Consider the following 23,684-nt stretch of genomic DNA (forward strand, 5'->3'; position numbering starts at 1 on the left):
GCCAATCAATCTCTCTATCAATCCCCTCTCCCGCAAGCGGGAGAGGGTTAGGGTGAGGGTCGTCCAGCAACAACGAAATCTTGCAAGAGCAAACAAACTCACCAACAGAAAACATTCAAATTTAACGCAACCACAATCTAAAATCCCACCACCAAAGAAGCATGGTAGTAACGGCCAGGCTGTGTATAAGCATCAACCACGACAGAGTTCGCGGCTAAGCCTTGTACATCACTCCAATTCCAATATTTCTTATTGGTCAGATTATCGACACCCACATTCAAGCGCCAGTTCTTCTGCATGGTCCATTGCAATTGCATATCCATCGTCGTCACACTTGGCACTAAAAATTGACGCACACGTGGCGGCACTGCTGGCTTAGGCAAATAGGGACTACTCAAATCCGCTTCCTCTTTCCCTGCTTGATGACGTGCGCTCAACTGCCAATCGACCATATCATTGGTGTAGCGTAAACCAGCAAACAACTTGCTTGGATTAATCGCGCTCAAAGGCGTATGTGCAACTTGATCGGTACCGCGTGTTTTGCCATAAGAAAATGGCGAACTCCATTTGCCACCCGCAAACTCTGCCCATTGAACTTGCCCACGGATTTCAAAGCCATCAATTTTGGCCTTGTCCACATTAACCGTTTGAAATATCGCTGGATCACCAGCAACACCTTTACCGCCCAGTGGTTTCTTATCGTAAATTAAATCGGTATAACGACCGCTAAATACGGCAAAATCGAGGTTAAATTTTTCAAACAAAGCACGTACACCGAACTCGATATTCTGACTCTTCTCTGGCTTTAGCTCAGGATTCGCTAACAACACCGCGGGCACTGTCGAACTCTCAAAAACACCATTGATTTGCTGTGCATTTGGCGCGCGGAATCCATGTGCAAAACTTGCATAAGCATTCCAATCGCCATTCACTTTGTACAGCACACCTAACTTGGGGACCATTGCCGATCCTGACAAAGATTTTCCCGGGGTTTTAGATGGTGGTGCAAAGCCCTGTTGGGTTTTCACGTTTAAATCAAAATGGTCATAGCGTAGACCTGGTGTGATGATCCAAGAACCCGCAAAAATTTCATCTTGCACAAACAGCGCACGACTCGAATCACGTGTATCAGGGAAGTATTTGCGCGGCGTAAAATCTGCATTGCCGGGATCGACACCATCAAAGAAATTGTTGACATCAATGCGTGAATAATCAAATCCAAGACTGACGCGCTGCGCAAAATTGGCATTCGATTTAATCAACTTGTCTGCTAACAAACTCCATTGCCAAGCTTGTTCCCCATACGACACCTTACGCACCCTATCGGCCAAGGTATTGCGATGCGTCACGCCATCATCTTGCGCTTGACTATCTTGATAGCTGAGATGACTTTGTACATGGTCAACCCACGCATGATTGAGCGTGTAACGATCAATTAAACTCAATCGATCGCGCGTAAAATCTTTGTGAACCGTTTCGCCTTTTACCGCCGCTGCGGTCGTCATCGGCAATTTGGCACGACTGGATAACAATTCAAAATCCGAAGTTTTATCGACATGCTCATAAGTCAAACTATGCTTTTGCGTCGCACTAGCTTGATACACCAGTTTAGCTAACACAGATTGCGATTGGTCTTGCTGCGGATTCGGCGTGGTTCTGTCTATATTAGGAACATCATTCGTGCCCCTATTTTCTAAACCTCTTGCCTTGCTGGTATTGGCGCTAATCAACCAACTCCATTGTGGATCAAAACGCCCAGCCAAACTCGCCCCAATGCTGCGACTATGATCATCACCACTCCAGCTAGCAAACACTTTTCCACCGATGTTCTTCGGTGCGGCTTGCTTCTCTTGTAAAAAATCATGTGGGTCTACGGTCATAAAATTGACTAGTCCAGCCAAGCCATCCGAACCATACAACACCGATGATGGGCCACGTACGATTTCAACTTGTCGAATCAAATTCATCGCAATCGAATCACGGCCAAACGCATTGCTGCCATTGATATAACTACGTGGCAAACGCATGCCATCGACCAACATCAAGACTCGATTACCATCTTGTCCGCGTATGCTAAAGCCCGCATTACCATCACGACCAGTCGCATTGCCGACGCCGGTTACGGTAAAACGCGCTGGTGCACGCTTAACTTCGATATTCGACAAATTCTTCGCTAAATCACGAATATCTAAAATGCCTAAACGCTCTAATTCTTTTTGCTCAATCACATCAATCGACAAGGGCAGATTTTCAATGAATTGCTCATAGCGGGTACCGCTAATCACGACAATCTGTGGTGCTTTATCAACCAGCAATACACTACTAGTTTGCGTCTGTGCATAAGCGGGTGTTATCGCAAGCGAATAGAGACTGGCCAACCCTAGGGCAATTGCTGTCTTACGTAAAGGCTTACAAGCGAAGATTTTTTTATGCGGACAAGCAAAGGTTTTCATACTAGCTCCAGAGAATAAATTCATTTCCGTAGTCTAGATGCCGTAGCATTGCGGTCAATCAGCTGTTTGATTAATTACCTAGTTATAAAGAACTAGTTTTGCATTAAAAGTGCTCATTAAATGCAGAAAATCACATGAGATTTGCGTTAAAACAAACCACGCAAAGGCCTCAAAAACAACAAAGTTATTAACTTGAAAAAATCCGCTACGAGATGTACTTGGCTTCGCCCAAGATGCTTCATTTAGCGTCGAACTAAAACAAGCAAGTTAGTCCTTTTGAAATAGCCTAAGGAAACCTTAAACAATATTTATTTATTGAAAAACGATAAATAAATATTGCATTTCATGTTTTTAATTCATACAATGCACCCAACATCAAACCTAGTGAGGAGTTGAGTATGAACTTAGAACGCAACAAACGGATTGCAGCATTTCGCAAAGTGAGTGGGTATTTGCTTTGGTTTTCTATGCCACTTCTGGTATTAACTTGCCTTGGTGGTCTGCTCGGAATAATTGGCACGCTGTCGGTTCAGACTGGAAACATCGACATCCATCAATCGTTACTTAAAGTAATGGATGATCCTGCTGATTTTGGTAAATTTATCAGGCCAGGATTAACTATCGGCAGCAAAGTCTTCTTCACACTAACACTGCTTGCACTCTTCGTACCGATTTTTTATGTGGTTCTCCATCTCCAAAAACTCATACAGTGCTTTCACGACGGTAACATCTTCAATGCTAGGGCACTCTTCCATGCTAGAGCCGCTTATAAAATCAATCTCTATTTAGGCATTGCTTGGATAGTCGCAAGCTTTTGCATACTCATTTACTGCTTTCAGTTCGCTGATGGTAACTTGGATCGCACTCTCAATTGGTTGTGGAACACCATCGTCTTCTTTATCGAACTTGGCTTTCTAAGCCTGATCCTATGGGCCTTGGAAATCGGCACCGACCTCAACGAAGAAGCTGAACTCACCATTTAAGGAAACTGCATGCCTATCATTGTGAACTTAGATGTGGTGCTCGCGCAGCGCAAGATGCGCCTCAATACCTTAGCGGAATTAGTCGATATTACACCGCAAAATTTATCCGTTTTAAAGTCAGGTCGAGCAAAAGCGATACGCTTTGATACCTTAGAAAAAATTTGTCACGTACTGCAATGTCAGCCGGGAGATATTTTGGCATTCGATGGGGCGCTCGCGACAACATCTGATAATGAAGTTGATTAAGCCCGATGTGTCTTGCTGATTGCGCGGTATAGATTATTTTTTGAGCTTAACAGTAGACAAAGTCAAAGTGAATTTTCACGCTCTTCTGACGACCATTCACGCCATGCTAATTGGATTCGTCATATGGAACTGACTGCGGGTGAAAAACTAATTACGATGAATAAACCGACCGTATTAACGACTTAGCAACATGACAAAAACGATTCTAACTTTCCTCTGGCGTGAACTCCGAGTTAGCGGCCCAATGATCATCATCGCCTCTATTCTTCTTAGTCATTTGTTCAAGGAAAAACTTTGGATGATGACAGTTCATACAGTATGTGTTGGCCTTTGCATGCAGGTACTAATCAAGCTTGGTCGACATGGTGGCTGTTACTTTATTCGCAATTACACCAAGCTCGAGCTACAACAAGACTTCGCTTGGCCAGGCTGGCCCTTCATGCTTGCCTGGATTCCTATTGCTTGCATAGGCGGATATCTAATCGGCGGCAACATCGCTCTCGTGCTCACGGGTGATACTCGAAAATTACAGAATAATGGATACGGTTTAATCATCATCCTGAGCGCTTGCTTGATTGCCGCGCTCGTCAGCACCATCTACCTGTATAGCCGTAACTATATTGCCAGCATGGAAGCATGTAATGCTGCCATTCAACAAAAGGCAACCGAAAGTCACTTACGCTTGCTTCAATCTCAATTAGAACCGCATATGCTTTTCAACACGCTCGCCAACCTACGAGTCCTGATTGAAGTCGATGCTCGTGCGGCACAAGAAATGTTAGACCACCTCAACGACTTTCTGCGTTCCAGTCTAAATGGGTCACGTACAACCAATCACAGCCTCGAAGAAGAATTTCAACGCATACAAGATTATCTTGCCTTAATGAAAATTCGCATGCGTGAACGTCTAAAAATTGAAGTCGAACTTCCTCCGCAACTAAACCGCATTCCAGTACCAGCAATGATTCTTCAACCCTTAGTGGAAAACGCTATTAAACACGGACTCGAACCAACTGAACATGGTGGCACTATCAGCATTCGAGCAAAAAACCTCAATCAACAACTACATCTTTATGTGCAAGACGATGGCTGCGGCACTACCCCTAGCCTCGTCCAGGAACACGGCAGTGATGGTTATGGATTGCAGCATGTCCGTGAACGCCTGCTACATATGTATGGTGACAAAGCGATATTCGATATCGTCAATCCTCCTAGCGGTGGCTACATCGCCCATATTCAGCTCCCTATTGACCAAGCGTCTTCTCTATCATGAACATCACTGCCCTTATTGCCGAAGATGAACCTTTACTCGCAGAATACTTAGAGCGTGAGTTACAAAAGCTTTGGCCGCAACTAAGCATCGTCGCCAACCTAAGAAACGGCGTCGCCGCTCTGGAAGTAGGTCTAAAGGAACAAGTCGATATTTTGTTTCTCGACATTAGCATGCCGCTACTCAATGGCCTAGAAGTCGTGGAAGCGCTTATGGAGGAGTGGCCGCTTGAAAGCAAAGCCTTGCCTCTAATCGTTTTTGTCACAGCCTACGATCAATATGCGGTACAGGCTTTTGAAAAAGCGGCCTTGGATTATCTGATTAAGCCACTGAAGAGTGAACGATTAATGCAAACTTGCCAGCGTCTGCAACAAGCATTGGCACAGAAGACCGCCGTACCGATCACCACCACACTTGAGCAACTCGCTGGTCTATTTAAGGCGACGTCAACGGTCAATCACGGCTACCTTCGAAATCTACAAGCTAGCAGCGGCAACACCGTGTATTTTGTAGCGCTCGACGAGGTACTTTACATTGAAGCTATCGACAAATACCTCAAAGTTGTCACACCCGATCGCGAGCACTATATACGCGCGACGCTAAGAGAACTTAAGGCGCAACTCGATCCTGAACAATTCTGGCAAATCCATCGTTCCACTTTAGTGCAAGTCAACGCGATAGAACGCGCTACTCGCCAAGAATCCGGTACCTTGATTATCCATTTGCGACAACACGCCGATCAACTCAAGGTCAGCAGACTTTATGCGCATCTTTTTTCAGGAAGATAATTGTGCGCATAAATAATCAATTATTCACTAAACAGTTGCTTGGCAGGTACTTCAATTAGGAGAAAACATGTTGAACAATTTTCAAAAAATCGCAGGTGTCGCCGCCTTATGCGAGGCGCTCATTTACATCACTCTATTTGTCTTATACGGGACAGTCTTAGCCATGCCAGCAGGACTCGATTCCGCACAAAAGCTAGGCTTTTTAGAGAGTCATCACAACTTACTCTTTTTCAGCAATCTTCTTGGCTATGTGGTCTTTGGCATACTGCTAGCAGTCTTGGTCCTAGCACTGCATGAACGACTAAAAAATGGGGCGAACACGCTCTCGCAACTCGCAGCAATCTTCGGTGTATTGTGGGTTGGTCTTGTCATCACAAGTGGTATGTTGGCAAACATAGGTTTAAATGCCGTGCTTAAACTCAGTCTCACCGAGCCAGAACAAACACGCGCGCTGTGGCTGAACGTGACGACGATGACAGAAGCTTTGGGTGGTGGGAACGAGATCGTTGGTGGTTTGTGGGTTTTACTGATTAGCTGCGCAGGGCTCAAAGCGAAAGTGCTAGCCGAAAAACTTCATTATTTTGGTATTGCAGTTGGCGTTACCGGCATCGCAACTTACTATCCAGCGGCAGGACTCACCGAGCTATTCGGTATCAGTCAAATTATTTGGTTTGGATTTCTTGGTGTGGCGATGCTAAGACGGCATCAAGACTGATTTACTATGTTCTAAGCAGATTGCTAAGCACCAGCCCGATCGTACTATGCGGCCAAGACCTCGACACAAAATTTGCAGAGATCTGGCGGAGTACCAATGCAGAAATTAAGACTCAGCGTAAGGATTTGCTAATCCCAAACTCGCTAAGATTTCGACTTCTAAGGCTTCCATTTCTTCCGCCTCTTCATCGGTTTCGTGATCGTATCCTTGTGCATGCAAAACACCGTGTACGACTAAATGCTGAGCATGTTCGAGCACTGTTTTCTTTTGCTCTTTGGCTTCTTTTTCCAACACGTCGGTACACAAAATAATATCGGCTTGCGTCACTTCTGCATCACTATCTTCGGTGTAGGCAAACGTTAATACATTGGTCGCGTAATCTTTGCCGCGATAATCACGATTAAGAATTTGCCCTTCTTCTGCGTCAACGATGCGTAGCGTCAGTTCTGCGGGGAAGAACAAAGCCGCTTGTATCGTTTTGCGCAGCAAAGGTCGCGTCAATACCTCCTTCAAACGCTCATCAGCGTATTGCACGGATAGATTTAATTTGTGTTTAGGAGTAGTTGCCATCGTTTTCTACGCTATCTATTTTATCGACGTCGAGGTTTCGTCATTGCCGTAGCTTGTTTCAAGCTGACTATTTCTGCATCTTGCTGATCTTGATGTTGGGTAGCTTCTTCATAGGCGTCAACGATGCGACCAACTAAAGGATGACGCACCACGTCCACACTCGTAAATTGATTAAAAGCGATGCCGCGCACATTGCGCAAAACCTGACAAGCATCCACCAAGCCGCTCTTTTGATGGCGCTGCAAATCAATCTGGGTAACGTCGCCAGTAACGACCGCCTTACTACCAAATCCTATGCGGGTCAAAAACATTTTCATTTGTTCTGGCGTGGTGTTTTGTGCCTCATCCAAGATAATGAAAGAATGATTCAAAGTGCGGCCACGCATATAAGCCAGTGGTGCAATCTCAATCACCTGTTTTTCAAACATTTTTTGGGTGCGATCAAAGCCCAGTAAATCGTACAAAGCATCATACAAAGGACGCAAATAAGGATCGACCTTTTGTGCTAAGTCACCGGGCAAGAAACCGAGACGCTCGCCTGCTTCTACCGCTGGACGCGTCAACACAATACGTTTAACTGCATCACGTTCTAAAGCATCAACTGCGCAAGCCACTGCCAAGTAGGTCTTACCGGTACCCGCTGGGCCAACACCGAAAGTAATATCGTGTTCGAGTATCGCTTTGAGATAAGTATTCTGATGTGGAGTCCGTCCACGCAAATCACTGCGACGGGTTTTAAGTATTGGACTTTCTAAAGCCTCTTCCACTGCTAGTGGTGCGACTTTTTTCACCACATTTTTTGAAGTAGCGCTAGTCTTTGCTGTGGTTTTTGTCGTGGCTTTTGTGCTACGACGTTTTGCAGGCGCAGATTCATCATCTTCTGTACTAGCCGCAAAACCTGATTCAGTCGCTTTCTGCAAGCTACTCGCTGCACGTTGTTCTACCAATGCCAACTGAACTTCATCGATGGTAATGATTTTTTTTGCTTGAGCGTAAAACTTTTCCAGTAACTCCAAACCCTTTTCCGCATTGTGCCCGCTCACAATAAATTTCTCACCACGGCGGAAAATACTCAAATCTAAGGCAGCAGAAATTTGACGCAGATTTTCATCCAAAGGACCGCACAAATGCGCGAGCCGTAAGTTATCTAGCGGCTGTGGAACAAAATACAAAACGGGAACGGGTGTATTCGTTTTCAAAATGTTTAATTTTCTAAAATAAAATCAGTAGCAACACTAATAGTCCCCTCCCCCTTAAAAGGGAGGGGGGGAGGGCTAGGGTGGGGATGGGTTATAGTCACAAAACCAGCGGTGCCTATTGGTCAATTTAAACCCATCCCCATCCCTGCCTTCCCCTTGAAGGGGAAGGAGTATTTCATCGCGCGACAACTCCACAAATCAAACCATCTCGCCCTACTTTTCTAACTGAGCAAAACTGAGCAAAACTAATCGACCAACTCACCACGCAATGAATAATTATAAGATTCGGTTACGCGTGTATTCACCAAGGTACCGATCAATTCTTTGCTACCGGCAAAATTCACCACGCGATTATTTTCGGTACGACCTTGTAATTCATTTGGATCTTTCACCGAAGGGCCTTCTACCAAAATACGTTGTATCGTACCTATCATCGCATTGCTGTACTTCTTGGTATTCGCGTCAATCACCGACTGCAAAAATTGCAAACGCTTAAGCTTTAAAGGCGCTGGCGTGGTGTCTTCCAAACTAGCGGCTGGCGTACCTGGGCGCGCGCTGAAAATAAAGCTGAAACTATTGTCAAATTCGACGTCTTTAATCAACTTCATCAAGGCATCAAAATCTTCATCCGTTTCACCTGGAAAGCCGACGATAAAATCGGAAGAGATATGCATGTTCGGACGCACTGCCTTCAACTTGCGAATCACAGACTTATATTCAAGTGAGGTATAGCCACGCTTCATCGCTGCCAAGATTCGATCCGAGCCATGCTGTGCTGGCAAATAGACGTGATCCACCAATTTCGGGATCTTGGCATAAGCATCGATCAAGCGTTGATTGAATTCTTTCGGGTGGCTAGTCACAAAACGAATGCGTTCGATTTGTGGAAATTCTGCGATGTATTCCAATAACAAAGCGAAATCTGCGATCTCGCCATCATCCATCACACCACGATAGGCATTGACGTTTTGTCCTAACAAGCTGATTTCTTTAATACCCTGCTCCGCTAAGCCAGCGACTTCGACTAACACGTCATTGAATGGACGCGAGACTTCTTCACCGCGAGTATAAGGCACCACGCAATAACTGCAATATTTTGAGCAACCTTCCATAATCGACACAAAGGCGGTAGAGCCTTCAACCTTCGCTGGTGGCAAGTGATCAAATTTTTCAATTTCTGGAAAACTAATATCGACTTGTGAGCGACCTGAATCGCGTCTGTCTTTGATCAATTGTGGCAAACGGTGCAAAGTCTGCGGCCCAAACACCACGTCGACATACGGTGCACGACGCACGATTGCTTCACCTTCTTGTGAAGCGACACAGCCACCAACACCAATCAACAAATCAGGATTCGATTTTTTCAATTCACGCAGACGACCAAGATCCGAAAAAACTTTTTCCGACGCTTTCTCACGCACGCTACAGGTGTTGAGCAAAATCACATCGGCTTCTTCCGGTTTATCGGTTTTGATCATGCCATCAGTTGCCGCCAACACGTCTTGCATCTTGTCCGAGTCATACTCGTTCATTTGGCAACCAAAGGTTTTGATAAATACTTTCTTCTGCATGGAACTAAGGTCTTCCTACTATCGATAAATTACAATTAAGTACAAATGCTGAAAAGCGCACTCAAGATTTGCTGGTCGACCGTTACAACAATTTGCAAACAGTTGAGACGCAAAATGCGCGGCGATCTAATTCTTTTTGGGCAAAGCTTGACGCGCCTCTTCTGCGGTCAATACCCATATTTTTTGAATTTCACCAAATTCGTTTTCTACGTAGTTGATCACAATATTACGTACATCGACACTGGCGAGCGTCAAGGTCAAATTGTCTTCACTATAAATACGCAAAGCTGGTGTGTGTTGGCGTAGTTTGCCATCAATTACCAATTCCGCTAATGCCGTGGTGCTGAGTTTTCCGCGCTTCACATCGATAGGAAACTGACGCTCCATCTGCATTGCATTCGCGTTTATCATCATGCCAAGAAACGCAATGACCGCACTGAGCACAGTTAATCGTAGAGATTTATTATTTAACATGCTGACACCCAATTAGTATCCGATCAATGATATTAAGACTTGCACACAATTGCATCGACTTGTGCCCGTCTTCACATGCTTACATTGCGGGGGAAAAGGCAAAACATCAACAATGCACGACGAGACCTACTCTATACCGTTCATATCTTTTTTCGTAATTCCTAATATTCTTAAAAATCAATTAGTTACGAAGGCAAACTACATCAACAAGGGCGACAGTTTAACACAGAGCGTTGTTTTCTTCGCGCTTTAGACTTAGCTGAGCACTGAACCGTTTTGCTAGATGATGCGTTCTAGAAAAATCTGGGATAATGGCGAAAAATGTTTTTGGATAACCAATGCTAACGCCGACCAGCACCGCACTCCCGCCAGATTTTGATAGTCGCCATTTTCGCCATGCTTTATCGCAATTTGCGACTGGCATCACTGTCATTACAACGCGTCTCAACGAGCAAAAATTTCTAGGTTTAACTGCTAGTTCTTTTAATTCTGTCTCACTTGATCCACCGTTGGTGATTTGGAGTTTAGGCGACCGTGCCCAAAGCATGCCGATTTTTACGCAAAATACTCATTACGTCGTTAACGTGCTGGCAGCGGATCAACGTCATCTGGCGGAACAATTTGCCAGCCGCGTAGAAGATCGCTTTGCGGGTGTGGAATACAGTCTTTCACGTACCGGATTACCCATACTTAAAGGTGCTTCTGCTTGGTTTGAATGCTTTAATCGCAGCCGTTATCCGGAAGGCGACCACGTTATTTTTGTCGGCGAAGTCGAACAATGTGCGTTCAAAAATCAAGCTCCACTTGTCTATCATCACGGTCAATTCTTGACCAGTAAAGCTTTATGAATTCTATCGATATTATCGGCTACGTCGCTGCATTTTTAACGACTAGCGCGTTCATCCCACAAGCATGGCTCACGTGGCGTCGCAAACGGGCTGAAGGTGTTTCGCTCGGCATGTATTGCATTATGGTTGCCGGCACCGTTGGTTGGCTGATCTACGGCATCATGCTTGGCGCTTGGCCTATCATCGTGGCGAATGTAATTTCGCTCTCGCTATCGGCGTTTATCTTAGTAATGAAGTTAATTTATAAGTAATTGGCTTTATCAAGATCTTTGTACACGAATTGGAGCTGTCCAGATCGTCAACCTCAATTCAAATCCGCTAATTAATTGATTAGCAGACGCTCCAACACACCCTGCGAATCAAACGCTGCGCGGCGTAGCCTGTCAGCCACACCTTGCCATTCACGTCCGACTGGCAAACCTTCTACCAAAATGATATCGGCGCCGACGTGATCAAGCTCACGTAAATCTGCGTACAGATCATGTGCATAAGAAATCGGATCAGGATTTAATTGACGCCAGCCTTGTAATTGCGCATTGGCGCTATGCGGCTGATAAGCCATCACGGCGACACGTTTGCCCACAATCAGTAATTGATTAACGGTCGATTCCAAGTCTTCAACAGCGACCATCGCCACCGGCGTACTCGGTGCGTAATGTGCTTCTAATGTACCCGATGCACGTGGGGCAGCTTGATCTGGTGCATTCACCGCCCTGCCTAATACTTGTTCCAATTGCAGCGCGCTGATATGGCCCGGGCGTAACAGCACAGGACCATGCGTTGCTAAGCGGCTCATATCAACGATCGTTGATTCTATGCCGACGTCGCTTTGTCCACCGTCAAGCACAGCAGCGATCATGCCGCTCGCAATTTCAGCAGGAAACTCTTCAATGACGTGCTCAGCCTTGGTTGGACTGACATGCCCAAACTTGTTTGCCGATGGTGCCGCGACGCCGCCCTGGCCATCTTTAAACGCACGCAATAAAGCTTGTGCCACTGGATGTGATGGACAACGAATGCCTATCGAATCTTGACCACCAGATACCGCATCAGGGATATGCTCGGCGCGCTTCAAAATCAAGGTTAAAGGACCAGGCCAAAATGCATCGATCAATGCTTGCGCTGGTGTAGGGATCTCTTGCACCCAATAACTGATATCTGCTTCTGGCGCGACGTGCACAATCACAGGATGATTCGATGGACGTCCTTTGGCTTGATAGATATTCGCGACAGCATCAATGTTTTCTGCGTCGGCACCAAGTCCGTACACCGTCTCCGTCGGAAAGCCAACTAAGGCACCTTGTTCTAAGGCGCGAGCAGCTGCCAGAATTTGCTCAGTAGAATTCAATCTCAACCTCGGTCGTGATCAAACAGCGATACCAAGGATGACGCACGCTTGGCGCATCTCGTCTTGCGCTTGTTCTAAGCTTGTTGCGATAAACGTGATGTGTCCCATCTTACGAGCACGACGTGCCTCTGCCTTGCCGTACAAATGCAAGTGCGCCGAAGGCAATGCTAAAACTTTATCCCAAGCCGGCTGACGTACAACATCACCATCGAACCAAATATCACCAAGAATATTCAACATCACACAAGGCGAATGCTGACGCACATCCCCCAAAGGCAAACGCGCCATCGCGCGTACTTGTTGCGCAAATTGACTAGTGACGCACGCATCAATCGTGTAATGCCCGCTATTGTGTGGGCGTGGTGCCATTTCATTGACGACGACTGAGCCGTCTTGCAGCACAAAGAATTCTATGCAAAGCACGCCAACATAATTGATATCGGCAATCAATTTCAATGCAGCGTTTTGTGTTTTTAACGCAGCGTCGGCAGAGACGTGCGGACTAGGTACGGTGGTCGTGAACAAGATGCCGTCACGATGCACGTTTTCTGCAATCGGATACACAACGGCTTGACCATCTGCGCCACGTGCTACCAATACAGAAATCTCATAAGCGAGTGGCAGCATTTTTTCTAGCACACAGACCACACCTTTGAGATTTGCAAATGCCGTACACAATTCTTCCATCGACTTCACGCGCACTTGACCTTTACCGTCGTAGCCCATGCGTGCCGTTTTCAAAATCCCAGGGAATAAATCGGCGCTAACTTTTTCCAGATCTTCCGCTGTACGCAATACTGCGTGCGGTGCTGGCAAGATGCCAGTTTGTGGTGCACAACGCGTGAAGAATGCTTTCTCTTCGATACGATCTTGAGCAATCGATACGCAGGCGGCGCTTGGCGCAACGAAGCCCGTTTCGGCTAATTTAGCCAAACTACTTGCTGGCACATTTTCAAATTCTGTGGTGAATGAAGCACACGCCTCGGCTAACTTCTGCAAAGCCGTCGCATCATCGTAAGCCGCTTGTATATGCGCATCCGCTGCATGTGCTGCCGGACTGCCCGCTTCTGGCTCTAATACCGTCACTTTAAAACCTAGGGCTTGCGCTTCATGCACAAACATACGCCCTAATTGTCCGCCACCGACCATGCCTAACATGCTGGATTTCGTGTTCGGAAATTGTGGATTGGTGTTGATAGTAGAAGTGGACATCGTTGGGTTTTCCATACTGGTGCGATACAAATTAAATGCGATTTGAAACGTGGTTTGAAACTAAAAAGATACTGTATTTTCTGGCTAAAAACAGATTAGTGACTCCGTTTTTCACTCCTTCCCCTTCAAGGGGAAGGCTGGGATGGGGATGGGTTACGATTGATTGACTTCGCACCTTGCCCTTCAAAACCCATCCCCACCCTAGCCCTCCCCTTGAAGGGGAGGGAATTTCATCACGTCAATGTTGACTAGGCTTAAAAATACTAGAGTCTAACTTTCAAAGAAATATAAACTGAAAGTTCACCGTCTTAAAATGTACCTCTGCATACCCCACACCTCTGTGGGAATAAAAACTCTAGCCTCAAAATTCTAGTTACACTGGCAAATGCATATCCCGCGCAACTTGTGTTTGCTTAACGCGGAAGGCTTCTAACTTCGCTGCCATCGCATCATCAGTCGTCGCCAACATTGCAATCGCAGCCAAGGCCGCATTACCCGCGCCTGCTTCACCAATCGCAAAAGTATTCACAGGAACGCCTTTTGGCATTTGCACGATAGACAGCAAAGAGTCTTCGCCACGCAAATACTTGGATGGCACAGGCACACCAAATACCGGCACGATGGTTTTCGCGGCGATCATGCCTGGCAAGTGCGCCGCACCACCAGCACCAGCGATGATGCCGCGGATGCCGCGACTACGTGCTGTTTCGGCATAAGTGAACATTTCATCTGGCATGCGATGTGCAGACACGACCTGCGCCTCGAAAGGGATGCCGAATTCTTTCAGCATGGTCACGGCGTGTTGCATCACATCCCAATCAGATGAAGAGCCCATCACGACACCGATGATAGGCGTTGCGTTGTACGTTGCGTCGCTCATATTACGCCTTCAAACTTTCGCCCGTTAAGCGTTCTAAGGCTTCACGGTATTTCGCTGCGGTTTTTTGCACGACTTCGTCTGGCAAAGTCGGCGCTGGTGCTGTCTTATTCCAGCTTGTGATGGTTTCTAAGTAATCACGTACGAATTGCTTATCAAATGATGGTGGAGAAATACCTGTTGCGTAGGAATCTGCTGGCCAGAAGCGTGATGAGTCCGCTGTCAATACTTCATCCATCAAATGCAATACGCCATTGTCATCGAGACCAAATTCAAACTTCGTATCGGCAATGATGATGCCACGTGTTGCTGCGTAGTTTGCTGCCTCTGTATAAAGTTGAATACTGATGTCACGCATCTTGGCAGCGAGTTCTACACCGATGCGTTTTTCCATTTCGGCAAAGCTAATGTTCTCGTCATGCTCACCCTTTTCCGCTTTTGCAGCTGGCGTGAAAATTGGGGCGTCTAACTTAGCTGCTTGTGGCAAACCCGCTGGCAATTGAATGCCGCAAATTGCGCCGGTTTCTTGATAGTCTTTCCAACCAGAGCCGATGATATAACCACGCACAACCGCCTCCACCATGATAGGTTTTAAGCGTTTTGCCACCACCGCACGACCACGCACTTGTTCCACTTCATCGGCTGCCACCACAGTCTCAGGGGCAATACCTGTCAAATGATTAGGAACCACATGCGCTAATTTATCGAACCAGAAATTAGCCATTTGATTCAAGACACGACCTTTGTCAGGAATCGGCTCGTTCATAATCACGTCGAATGCGGACAAACGATCACTGGTAACGATCAACAACTTATCTTCGCCAACAGCGTAGTTATCACGGACTTTGCCACGACCTAACAGTGGTAGCGAATGTAAAGTAGAGTTAATTTGCGTAGTCATAATGTGGTCTCAAAAAAAATACTGAAGGGAGATTCAAGCAATGTGATATTGAATTATCTTCATATCCATTGTTGAAGCTCCCTAATGGGTCTATCGACCCGAGTTCCGTGCTAGTAGAGTCGAAAACGATCGAAACAACAGCACGTAATTATTTTACGAGCTGTGCCAAAGCGCCAGACTTGTATTGTTCTGCAATTTTTTCCAAAGTAATTGGCTTGATTTTCGCCGCTTGACCTTCGCAACCAAATGCGAGGAAACGTGCTTTACAAACTTGCTTTGCTGCTTCGCGCGCAGGCTTCAAGTAATCACGTGGATCAAACTTACTTGGATTTTCAAACATAAAACGACGGATCGCTGCTGTCATCGCTAAACGGATGTCGGTATCGATATTAATTTTACGCACGCCGTTTTGAATACCAATGACGATCTCTTCCACTGGTACGCCATAGGTTTCTTTCATATCACCACCGAATTGACGAATTTCTTCGAGCAATTCTTGGGGCACAGAAGAAGAACCATGCATCACCAAGTGGGTATTCGGAATGCGTGTGTGAATTTCTTTGATACGGTCAATCGCGAGAATATCGCCAGTTGGCTTGCGAGAGAATTTATACGCACCGTGAGAAGTACCAATCGCAATTGCCAACGCGTCACATTGTGTTTGGCTGACGAAATCAGCCGCTTGCGCGACGTCAGTCAACAACTGTTCACGTGTCATTTTGCCGTCTGCACCGTGACCGTCTTCCTTATCACCCATCATGGTTTCCAAAGAACCTAACACGCCTAATTCTGCTTCTACCGTCACACCAATCGCGTGCGAAAACTTCACCACTTCTTTAGAAACAGCCACATTGTATTCATAGCTAGCTACCGATTTGCCATCTTCCATCAAGGAACCGTCCATCATCACGGAGGTGAAACCGGACTTGATCGCTGCCATACAAACTGCTGGCGATTGACCATGATCTTGATGCATTACCACAGGAATATGTGGATAAGCTTCTACCGCAGCAGAGATTAAATGACGCAAGAAAGCTTCACCAGCGTACTTACGCGCACCAGCAGAGGCTTGCATAATCACCGGCGCACCAACTTCATTCGCCGCTTCCATGATCGCAGTAACTTGTTCTAAGTTATTGACATTAAACGCTGGAATACCATAGCCATTTTCAGCTGCATGATCCAGCAATTGACGCATTGATACGAGAGACATAGTTTTTAACTCCAAATAAAAAAATCTTCTTTTGAGGTGCTGATTAAGCTACTGCGCGACCACAGTTTGAATTGGCGATGCTCGCTGTACTCAAGTACAGCTGCGCTTCTCAATCCAAACTGTGACCGCTCGCTACGCTTACTCAGCACTTCTTTAAGCTTGTGGCCTTTGACTTCGGCTGTTTGAATCGTGTTCGTTACTCTTCTAATTCGGCACTGCTAAGAAACTGATTTCTAGGGATGCAGTGCTAGGCGCAAAGCACAGCAATACACAAGTATTGCGAGCATTTGCAACAACGCAATGCGCCCTAAAAATCAGTTTATTTATTCGCCGATTTTCACTATCCGCATCGCGTTCGTACCACCAACCTTACCCATTTGCTCACCCCAAGTCGCAACGATTAAATCGCCCTTCTTCACTGCGCCTTTTTCTAACAATACATTTTCCGCTTCTTTCAACACCAAATCACGATCTGGGTTGTACGGCAATTTGAAGGTCTGTACATTGCGGTACAAAGCTGCTTTACGCATGGTCGCAACGCTTGGCGTCAAGGCAAACAAAGGCACATCAATACTTTGGCGGCTCATCCACAATGCGGTTGAACCGGATTCGGTTAAGGCCGCAATCGCTTGTACGCGTAAATGATGCGCGGTGAACAAAGCACCGTAGGCAATCGATTGATCAATACGTGTGAATTGTAAATTCAAGAAATCAGCGTCGAGCTTGCATTCTTGATGCTTCTCTGCTTCTACGCAAATCGCTGCCATGGTTTCAACAGTGATTACAGGATATTTACCTGACGCTGTTTCCGCCGACAACATCACCGCATCCGTGCCATCCAATACCGCGTTCGCGACGTCGGAAACTTCAGCACGAGTTGGCACCGCATTCACAATCATCGATTCCATCATTTGCGTCGCCGTGATCGTCAACTTATTCGACTCACGCGCCATCTTGATCATACGTTTTTGCAGAGCAGGAACGGCAGCATTACCAACCTCTACCGCCAAATCACCACGTGCCACCATAATGCCGTCGGAGGCATCCAAAATCTCTTGTAACACCGGAATCGCTTCGGCACGTTCAATCTTTGCGATCATCATCGGCTTATGGCCATAAGGTTCGCCTGCGATGTTCGCTAATTGACGCGCCATTTCCATATCTGTCGCATTTTTTGGGAAAGAGATCGCCAAATAATCCGCTTGGAAAGACATCGCCGTTTTGATGTCTTCCATATCTTTTGCCGTCAATGCAGGTGCAGTTAAACCACCACCTTGGCGATTGATGCCTTTGTTATTTGAGAGTTCGCCGCCGATTTTTACTGTAGTGTGAATCTCATTGCCCACCACTTTGTCAACGATCAACACGATCAAACCGTCGTTAAGGAGCAATACGTCGTTTGCTTTAACATCGCGCGGTAAGGCTTTGTAATCGAGTCCTACACGCTCTTGATTACCTAAAGCACAGTCTGCATCGAGAATGAATTTATCGCCGTTCTCAATTTGAATCTTGCTATTTTCAAACTTGCCGATACGAATTTTCGGACCTTGCATGTCCGCCATAATCGCGATCTCAATGCCGCAGACTTCCGCAGCTTTACGAACCAGTGCAGCGCGATCAATATGGTCCTGTGCCTTGCCATGTGAGAAGTTCAGACGAACCACATTCACGCCAGCTTTTAACATGCTAACTAAAGTATCCAGATCACTGGATGCCGGGCCTACTGTCGCTACAATTTTGGTTCCGCGTAACATTGAATCTCCTGATGGATAATTTTTACAAGGTCGTGCTTAAACTTCAAAACTAATTTTTTTGCCGCTGAGGCGCGAAGTACGCAGAGAAATTCAGCAATAAAACTCTGCGATCTCTGCGTCTCTGCGGCGAATACTTTTCGGCAGTTTTCTAAACAGATTACTGCGCTGCTCTTTGCAACAAAATCTCTACTGCTGGCAAAGTTTTGCCTTCTAAGAATTCCAAGAAAGCGCCGCCGCCAGTGGAGATATAGCCAATTTTTTCTGTGATGTTGTACTTGGCAATCGCAGCCAAAGTATCGCCGCCGCCAGCAATCGAGAATCCATTGGATTCCGCAATCGCTTCAGCCAATACTTTGGTGCCGTTACCAAATTGATCGAACTCGAACACGCCGACTGGGCCATTCCACACGATCGTACCTGCTTGACGAATTTGTGCGGCTAATGCACTGGCTGTGTCAGGACCGATATCCAAAATCATGTCGTCATCTTGCAAATCTGCGACTGCTTTTACTGTTGCAACAGCGGTTGGAGAAAATTCTTTCGCGCAGACCACATCCGTTGGAATCGGCACAATCGCGCCACGCGCTGCCATCATGTCCATAATCGCTTTGGCTTCGCCAACCAAATCCGCTTCTGCCAACGACTTACCAATTTTTAAACCGGCTGCCAACATGAAGGTATTCGCGATACCACCGCCGACGATCAATTGATCTACTTTTTCGGCGAGGGATTTCAAGATGGTCAATTTGCTGGAGACTTTAGAGCCAGCCACAATCGCTGACAATGGGCGCGCAGGTTGGCCGAGCGCTTTACCCAGGGCATCCAATTCAGCCGACAACAAAGGGCCAGCGCAAACGATAGGCGCATATTTTGCAATACCGTGGGTCGTTGCTTCTGCGCGATGTGCTGTACCGAATGCATCGTTCACATAGATGTCGCACAGCTTCGCCATTTTTTGCGCGAGCGCGTCATCGTTCTTTTTCTCGCCTTTGTTGACGCGGCAATTTTCTAGCAAAACCACTTGACCTGCGCCCACTTCAACGCCATCCACCCAGTTTTGTTTGAGTTCAACCGTCACGCCCAATAATTCAGATAAACGCCTTGCCACTGGTGCCAAAGAATCTTCTGCTTTGAATTCACCTTCAGTCGGACGACCCAAATGGGATGTCACCATCACGGCAGCACCTGCTTGCAAAGCTTGTTGAATCGCTGGTACCGAAGCACGGATACGCGTGTCTTCGGTAATATTTCCAGCATCGTCTTGCGGAACATTCAAATCTGCACGAATAAAGACACGTTGACCTTGGAGTTTATTAGCAGCGATGAGATCGCTCAGACGATTAAATTGCATAGCAGAACCAGTTAAGATGAGAAGGAATTAAATCGAGATGTGAATCCCCAACCCCACATTGCCTCTTTAGCTCGCGTCAATGACAATAATAATGACACTGACAATTACAATAAGCAGCTATTCGAATTGGCAAATCAGGAAAATTCGGGATTATTTAAATTAATCGCGTATTTTACCAAATCAACAGCCCAAATCACGATTTTTCTCGCCACTCTGGCACTTTATGCAATTTATAAGCGGATCGCTCAGATTAAAAATAAAGTCGGATGAGCGTAAATACACTCATACCAAAAATAATAGTTAAGAGCATATCTTTTTTCCAAAGATAGAATAAAGAGGCAGCGACACCAGCGATGAGCTTGGGATTATGCAAACTAGTAACAATTTGATTATCGTTAATAAAAAAATCAGGCACGACAATCGCTGCCAGTGCGCAACTGGGCGCGTAGCGCAACGCTTCTTGTACCCGTTTGGGTAAATTGATGTGATGCCCAACCACCCAGAACGCACTGCGGTCAATCACCGTTGCAACAGTTAACAAGATAATCACGATCCAGATTTCTAAATCACTCATCGCGCTTCTCCTGTTCGCTGGTCACTGAAGCACTGGCTTCCGGCGCTGCGGCAAGCTCCATATGCTCTTCTATCCACATCGAAACCGCCATACCAATCAACACCGCCAACAATAGACCCAATTTATACGGTAAATCATGCGCGGCAACGGCAACCGCACCAGCCACAACCACACCAATAAAACCAGGACGATTGCGCATTAATGGCAACAAAATACACAAAATCGCCAAAGTGCCAGCAAAACCCAAGCCCCAATGCGTCGGCACTTGGCTGCCCGCCAAAATCCCTAAAATAGAGCCAAGCTGCCAAACAATCCAATTAGGCACCACTAAACCATGCAGATAAAGAACTTGATCGCGCTCTTCTGCTGGTGTTTGCCACATTGTTGGAAACCGTTGCATGAACAAAGCAACCGTTAAATCACCGGTCAAGAATCCCAACAAAGTACGACGCAACCACGGAAGATGTGCAAAGCGCGGCGCAATCAATGCCGACATGATCAAAAAGCGCAAATTAACAATTAAAGCCGTCGCAAAGATGACCCAAATCGGCGCATTGGCAACAATCAAAGGCAAAGCTGCCAATTGCGCAGAACCAGCAAAAACCAACAAGGTCATGCCAAGCGCTTGCGGCAAACTCAAGCCCGCCTTGATCATTGCCACACCAACCACCATGCCCCAAGCCCCCATCCCAAACAAGGATGGTGCGCAAGCCCTAAAACCTTCACGGTAAATAGGTGAATTCCAATCTTTTAACATAATGAGAAACGCAAATGCGGCTGAAGAAAAACGGTGATGGCGAATAGTTGCAGGCAAATGCTGCGAGGTCGCTATTGTAACGCGATGGGTAAATGCTTGCTCAAACTCACAGCAAATCAAGCAACGAGCGGCAATCGCTCAACGCAAACGCGACGAAATCCTTTAAAATCATGGCCTAGAAAAACTCACGCAAATTCACTCACTGAGGAGCAAAACATGTCTAATAAGCCATCAACACCTGCGGTTGAACTGCAAGCAAGCGACTTACCAGCACATTGCCCGAACCCAGCAATGCCGTTATGGTCTTCACACCCACGTGTTTATTTAGATTTATCGCATGGCGATTCCGCAACTTGCTCATACTGCGGCACCGTATATAAATTAGCACCAGGAACAGTATTAAAAGCGCATTAATTCACAACTTGATACAACTGAATGAATTACATGCAAACACAAACGCCTCAATAGAAAGCCCCCATGCCCGCTAAGAAGCAACTCAATGGCAGCGCCGACGAAGTTGAAATCGCCTTCTACGATGCCATCGCACGTGGCGACTTGGATGGCATGATGGCGCTATGGGCAGAAGATGAAGAGATTATTTGCGTACATCCCAATTCACCGCGCTTGATTGGTCACGCAGATATTCGTGCCTCATGGGAAGCCATTTTTGAAAATGGCAACATGCACATTCACACGCGGCAATTACATGCAATACACAATGTACTAACTGCCGTGCATAATTTGATCGAAGAATTCCATCCGCGTGATCAAATCGCCCAAGACGTTCACATTATCGCCACCAATGTTTATGTGAAGACACCACGCGGCTGGCGCATTACCATGCATCACGCTTCAGTTGCCGCCGGTCCCGCTCCTGTCGATCTATCCAAAGCCGACGTTTTACACTAATGCATTATTCTTCTCCTTGGTGGCTAACTGGCGGTCACCTTCAAACGATTTATCCTGCAACCTTAATGCGAAAGCCTGAGGTCGCGCTTCGGCGCGAACGTTGGACTACACCCGATCAAGATTTTATCGATGTCGATTTTCTCGACGGCGAAGCGGGAAAACCTTTTCTGGTTTTATTCCATGGCTTAGAAGGCTCTAGCAATAGTCACTACGCCCGCGCCTTAATGCACAAATTAAAAAGTTTAGGTTGGTCGGGTGCAGTGCCACATTTTCGTGGCTGCTCAGGCGAGCCAAATCAAGCACCGCGTTTTTATCACTCAGGCGATGCGCAAGAAATCAACTGGATCATCCGTCGTCTGCATAGCCAATTTACAGCAGCCCATCCGCAAGCGAAGTTTTATGCCAGCGGCGTCTCGCTTGGCGGCAATGCTTTGTTGCGTTGGCTAGGTGAATCGCAATCGAGTGCCAGTATCGTCGATGCCGCCTGCGCGGTCTCGGCACCACTAAATTTAACCAATAGCGGTGCGACTTTATCGCGTGGTTTTAATCGTATTTATACGAAAAATTTTCTACAAACCTTAAAGCCCAAATGCCTGCACAAGCTCACGCAATTTCCCAAGCTATTTGATCGTGAACGCATGCTTAGTGCCAAGAATTTGTACGAGTTCGACAATGTCGTCACCGCACCTTTACATGGTTATCGCGATGTTGATGACTACTGGCATCGCGCCAGTGCTTGCTGGGTATTGAATGAAATTCAAGTGCCGACCTTAGTATTAAACGCGCAGAATGACCCGTTTATGCCCGCGCAATTTTTACCCAAATCGGCATCGACTTATGTCACACTCGATTACCCACAACATGGCGGTCACGTCGGATTTGCGCAGGGAGCCTTCCCCAGCAAACTAGATTGGCTACCGGAAAAAATCATTTCCCACCTACAAGCACATGGATGACATCGTTCTCGCCGCCATGGCCAAATGGCCGAATGTTCCGCATTGCTACGGCTGGCTAACTCTCGATGCACGCGGTAACTGGCGCATGCGCGACGAACGCGCACAAGCTCTGAATTTGCTAGGCGATGTGATTCGCAACCCAACACTACAGAACTTTATCAATCGCAATTATCTATGCGATGAAAATGGTAATTGGTACTTTCAAAATGGCCCGCAAAAAGTCTATGTCGACTTAGCAGCAACGCCCTATATCGCGCAAATCTTACCAGATCAAACTTGGCGCTTGCATACGGGACAAATCATGCCGCCCGCGACACGTGTCTGGATGTTAGATGATGGGAATATTGTGTGTCAGGCAGATCAATTTCTATGTCAGCTTGACGACCGCGATATTGGACTGCTTCTCGAGACGCTCACTGAGAATCAACAGACTTTAGCTGAAGAGCGATTGCTAGAGTTCATGGAAGCATCAACAGAAAGTAGGTCTCAATTCAAGATTACTGCAAGAGTTGCTCAGCAAAAAATAGCTTTACAGAAAACGGATTTGACTAGCTTGCTAAACGAAGTTGGCTATTGCCAGAAGCCGCGTTAAACCCAACTTCGGTAACAACAGGTCAATGTCACTTGGTGTCTACTCATCATAGTTTAAACAGGCTTGTTGCCCAATATTTCTGAGCGTCAAATCTATTTAATTAATTTTCAACGCCGAAATGAC

At 46.4% G+C, this 23,684-nt stretch carries 25 protein-coding genes; 11 read left to right on the plus strand and 14 right to left on the minus strand.

The window, feature by feature from the left end; translation table 11 throughout:
• Window positions 1-137: 137 nt before the first annotated feature.
• A complete protein-coding gene (locus IE103_RS09245; RefSeq protein WP_189345856.1) occupies window positions 138-2,453 on the minus strand; it encodes a TonB-dependent hemoglobin/transferrin/lactoferrin family receptor in 2,316 nt (771 codons plus the stop codon).
• A gap of 398 nt (window positions 2,454-2,851) precedes the next feature.
• Between IE103_RS09245 and IE103_RS09250 the strand changes: the two genes are divergently transcribed.
• From IE103_RS09250 to IE103_RS09270, 5 genes are all read left to right on the plus strand, one after another.
• The gene (locus IE103_RS09250) at window positions 2,852-3,436 is read left to right on the plus strand and encodes a hypothetical protein (protein WP_189345857.1); all 585 of its coding nucleotides are present in this window, start codon (window positions 2,852-2,854) and stop codon (window positions 3,434-3,436) included.
• A gap of 9 nt (window positions 3,437-3,445) precedes the next feature.
• Window positions 3,446-3,682 carry a helix-turn-helix domain-containing protein gene (locus IE103_RS09255; RefSeq protein WP_189345858.1) on the plus strand — a complete coding sequence of 79 codons (237 nt, stop codon included), beginning with the start codon at window positions 3,446-3,448 and terminating at the stop codon, window positions 3,680-3,682.
• 190 nt (window positions 3,683-3,872) lie between these two features.
• On the plus strand, window positions 3,873-4,955 hold the full coding sequence (locus IE103_RS09260; RefSeq protein ID WP_189345859.1) for a sensor histidine kinase: 1,083 nt from the start codon (window positions 3,873-3,875) through the stop codon (window positions 4,953-4,955).
• Window positions 4,952-5,740, plus strand: a complete 789-nt coding sequence (locus tag IE103_RS09265; RefSeq protein WP_189345860.1) for a LytR/AlgR family response regulator transcription factor — start codon at window positions 4,952-4,954, stop codon at window positions 5,738-5,740. The genes IE103_RS09260 and IE103_RS09265 overlap by 4 nt, the downstream gene beginning before the upstream one ends.
• A 67-nt stretch (window positions 5,741-5,807) precedes the next feature.
• Window positions 5,808-6,455 carry a hypothetical protein gene (locus IE103_RS09270; RefSeq protein ID WP_229827198.1) on the plus strand — a complete coding sequence of 216 codons (648 nt, stop codon included), beginning with the start codon at window positions 5,808-5,810 and terminating at the stop codon, window positions 6,453-6,455.
• Window positions 6,456-6,560: 105 nt separating this feature from the next.
• On the opposite strand, the gene ybeY is transcribed toward IE103_RS09270, so the two are convergent.
• The 4 genes from ybeY to IE103_RS09290 all read right to left on the minus strand — a co-directional run bounded on the left by ybeY (window position 6,561) and on the right by IE103_RS09290 (window position 10,269).
• The gene (gene ybeY, locus IE103_RS09275) at window positions 6,561-7,025 is read right to left on the minus strand and encodes an rRNA maturation RNase YbeY (RefSeq protein ID WP_189345861.1); all 465 of its coding nucleotides are present in this window, start codon (window positions 7,023-7,025) and stop codon (window positions 6,561-6,563) included.
• 20 nt (window positions 7,026-7,045) lie between these two features.
• Complete coding sequence (locus tag IE103_RS09280; protein WP_189345862.1) at window positions 7,046-8,224, minus strand: PhoH family protein; 1,179 nt, start codon at window positions 8,222-8,224, stop codon at window positions 7,046-7,048.
• A gap of 245 nt (window positions 8,225-8,469) precedes the next feature.
• Window positions 8,470-9,795 (minus strand): tRNA (N6-isopentenyl adenosine(37)-C2)-methylthiotransferase MiaB, encoded by a 1,326-nt coding sequence (gene miaB / locus IE103_RS09285; RefSeq protein ID WP_189345863.1) that lies wholly within the window; start codon window positions 9,793-9,795, stop codon window positions 8,470-8,472.
• 126 nt (window positions 9,796-9,921) lie between these two features.
• Window positions 9,922-10,269: a hypothetical protein gene (locus IE103_RS09290; RefSeq protein ID WP_189345864.1), complete on the minus strand. Its 348-nt coding sequence runs from the start codon at window positions 10,267-10,269 to the stop codon at window positions 9,922-9,924.
• A 338-nt stretch (window positions 10,270-10,607) separates the two neighbouring features.
• On the opposite strand from IE103_RS09290, the gene IE103_RS09295 reads away from it, so the two are divergent.
• Together IE103_RS09295 and IE103_RS09300 are read left to right on the plus strand one after the other, a co-directional pair.
• A complete protein-coding gene (locus tag IE103_RS09295; protein ID WP_189345865.1) occupies window positions 10,608-11,117 on the plus strand; it encodes a flavin reductase family protein in 510 nt (169 codons plus the stop codon).
• Window positions 11,114-11,368 carry a SemiSWEET family sugar transporter gene (locus tag IE103_RS09300; RefSeq protein WP_189345866.1) on the plus strand — a complete coding sequence of 85 codons (255 nt, stop codon included), beginning with the start codon at window positions 11,114-11,116 and terminating at the stop codon, window positions 11,366-11,368. The genes IE103_RS09295 and IE103_RS09300 overlap by 4 nt, the downstream gene beginning before the upstream one ends.
• A gap of 71 nt (window positions 11,369-11,439) precedes the next feature.
• Here IE103_RS09300 and IE103_RS09305 read toward each other — a convergent pair whose 3' ends face one another.
• The 9 genes from IE103_RS09305 to IE103_RS09345 all read right to left on the minus strand — a co-directional run bounded on the left by IE103_RS09305 (window position 11,440) and on the right by IE103_RS09345 (window position 21,104).
• Window positions 11,440-12,471, minus strand: coding sequence for an L-threonylcarbamoyladenylate synthase (locus IE103_RS09305; protein ID WP_189345867.1), 1,032 nt, complete (start codon window positions 12,469-12,471; stop codon window positions 11,440-11,442).
• Between the two features lie 12 nt (window positions 12,472-12,483).
• A complete protein-coding gene (locus IE103_RS09310) occupies window positions 12,484-13,677 on the minus strand; it encodes a 5-(carboxyamino)imidazole ribonucleotide synthase (protein WP_189345868.1) in 1,194 nt (397 codons plus the stop codon).
• Between the two features lie 373 nt (window positions 13,678-14,050).
• The gene (purE, locus tag IE103_RS09315; RefSeq protein WP_189345869.1) at window positions 14,051-14,557 is read right to left on the minus strand and encodes a 5-(carboxyamino)imidazole ribonucleotide mutase; all 507 of its coding nucleotides are present in this window, start codon (window positions 14,555-14,557) and stop codon (window positions 14,051-14,053) included.
• Between the two features lies 1 nt (window position 14,558).
• Window positions 14,559-15,455, minus strand: a complete 897-nt coding sequence (locus tag IE103_RS09320; RefSeq protein WP_189345870.1) for a phosphoribosylaminoimidazolesuccinocarboxamide synthase — start codon at window positions 15,453-15,455, stop codon at window positions 14,559-14,561.
• Between the two features lie 148 nt (window positions 15,456-15,603).
• Window positions 15,604-16,668 carry a class II fructose-bisphosphate aldolase gene (fba, locus tag IE103_RS09325; RefSeq protein WP_189345871.1) on the minus strand — a complete coding sequence of 355 codons (1,065 nt, stop codon included), beginning with the start codon at window positions 16,666-16,668 and terminating at the stop codon, window positions 15,604-15,606.
• A gap of 323 nt (window positions 16,669-16,991) precedes the next feature.
• Complete coding sequence (pyk, locus tag IE103_RS09330; protein ID WP_189345872.1) at window positions 16,992-18,422, minus strand: pyruvate kinase; 1,431 nt, start codon at window positions 18,420-18,422, stop codon at window positions 16,992-16,994.
• A 157-nt stretch (window positions 18,423-18,579) separates the two neighbouring features.
• On the minus strand, window positions 18,580-19,773 hold the full coding sequence (locus IE103_RS09335) for a phosphoglycerate kinase (RefSeq protein ID WP_189345873.1): 1,194 nt from the start codon (window positions 19,771-19,773) through the stop codon (window positions 18,580-18,582).
• 250 nt (window positions 19,774-20,023) lie between these two features.
• The gene (locus tag IE103_RS09340; protein ID WP_189345874.1) at window positions 20,024-20,347 is read right to left on the minus strand and encodes an AzlD domain-containing protein; all 324 of its coding nucleotides are present in this window, start codon (window positions 20,345-20,347) and stop codon (window positions 20,024-20,026) included.
• On the minus strand, window positions 20,340-21,104 hold the full coding sequence (locus IE103_RS09345; RefSeq protein WP_189345875.1) for an AzlC family ABC transporter permease: 765 nt from the start codon (window positions 21,102-21,104) through the stop codon (window positions 20,340-20,342). Before IE103_RS09345 ends, IE103_RS09340 begins: the two co-directional genes overlap by 8 nt.
• A gap of 216 nt (window positions 21,105-21,320) precedes the next feature.
• Here IE103_RS09345 and IE103_RS09350 point away from each other — a divergent pair, with 216 nt between their 5' ends.
• The 4 genes from IE103_RS09350 (at window position 21,321) to IE103_RS09365 (ending at window position 23,561) form a co-directional block, all read left to right on the plus strand.
• A complete protein-coding gene (locus tag IE103_RS09350; RefSeq protein ID WP_186890668.1) occupies window positions 21,321-21,518 on the plus strand; it encodes a zinc-finger domain-containing protein in 198 nt (65 codons plus the stop codon).
• A 63-nt stretch (window positions 21,519-21,581) separates the two neighbouring features.
• The gene (locus IE103_RS09355) at window positions 21,582-22,013 is read left to right on the plus strand and encodes a YybH family protein (protein WP_189345876.1); all 432 of its coding nucleotides are present in this window, start codon (window positions 21,582-21,584) and stop codon (window positions 22,011-22,013) included.
• Window positions 22,013-22,969, plus strand: a complete 957-nt coding sequence (locus tag IE103_RS09360) for a hydrolase (protein WP_189345877.1) — start codon at window positions 22,013-22,015, stop codon at window positions 22,967-22,969. The genes IE103_RS09355 and IE103_RS09360 overlap by 1 nt, the downstream gene beginning before the upstream one ends.
• Complete coding sequence (locus tag IE103_RS09365; RefSeq protein WP_189345878.1) at window positions 22,962-23,561, plus strand: DUF2946 family protein; 600 nt, start codon at window positions 22,962-22,964, stop codon at window positions 23,559-23,561. The genes IE103_RS09360 and IE103_RS09365 overlap by 8 nt, the downstream gene beginning before the upstream one ends.
• Window positions 23,562-23,684 lie beyond the last annotated feature (123 nt).

This window comes from Affinundibacterium macrobrachii (assembly GCF_014652415.1).
Classification (GTDB): domain Bacteria; phylum Pseudomonadota; class Gammaproteobacteria; order Burkholderiales; family Burkholderiaceae_D; genus Undibacterium; species Undibacterium macrobrachii.